This is a genomic window from Bacteroides sp. NSJ-48 (genome assembly GCF_014287405.1).
Lineage (GTDB): Bacteria > Bacteroidota > Bacteroidia > Bacteroidales > Bacteroidaceae > Bacteroides > Bacteroides stercoris.
Map to the genome: position 1 here is coordinate 1 of NZ_JACOOD010000127.1, position 500 is coordinate 500.

Sequence of the window (500 nt, forward strand, 5' to 3'; positions counted from 1 at the left end):
ACCACGCAGTCAAACTCTGCCGTGTTCAGAATGGAGAAATGCAGGGCTGTAGCACGTTCCGGAACGTCTGCTATCAGATACATGCCGGCTTCAAATTTCAAGCCGATGGTCGGCACCACAATACTCTTCAGGATGTTTCCCTCCGCATCAGCAAACACACTGCCGATAAGCCCTGTTCCTGGAACGCTCGGGAAGCGGACACGTCTGTAACCCGACACGTCCACTTTGCACACGGAATAAGCCTTGTCCGTCGTATAGGATTCCATCAGCGTGGGCTTGCCGCTCATGATCTTGCGTTCACCCAGCCAGCCGCCCTGTGTCTCCTTGATGGCATCCAGTGTCAGTACCGTCGCGTCCGGAATCGGGGGCATTTCGTCCTCCGGATAACTGCTGTAGCAGGCGTACTTCTTGTTGTTCAAATAATCGTTGATGCCTTTGCTCCAGTAAAACGGCTCATACATCATCCAGTCTCCCTCGCTGCCGTCCAGCTTCGCCACCGT

General features: G+C 54.4%; 1 protein-coding gene. It reads right to left on the reverse strand.

The features are described from left to right. Positions 1-500 (reverse strand): hypothetical protein (locus tag H8S52_RS19785; protein ID WP_186910419.1); only part of this gene is annotated, 500 nt, incomplete at both ends.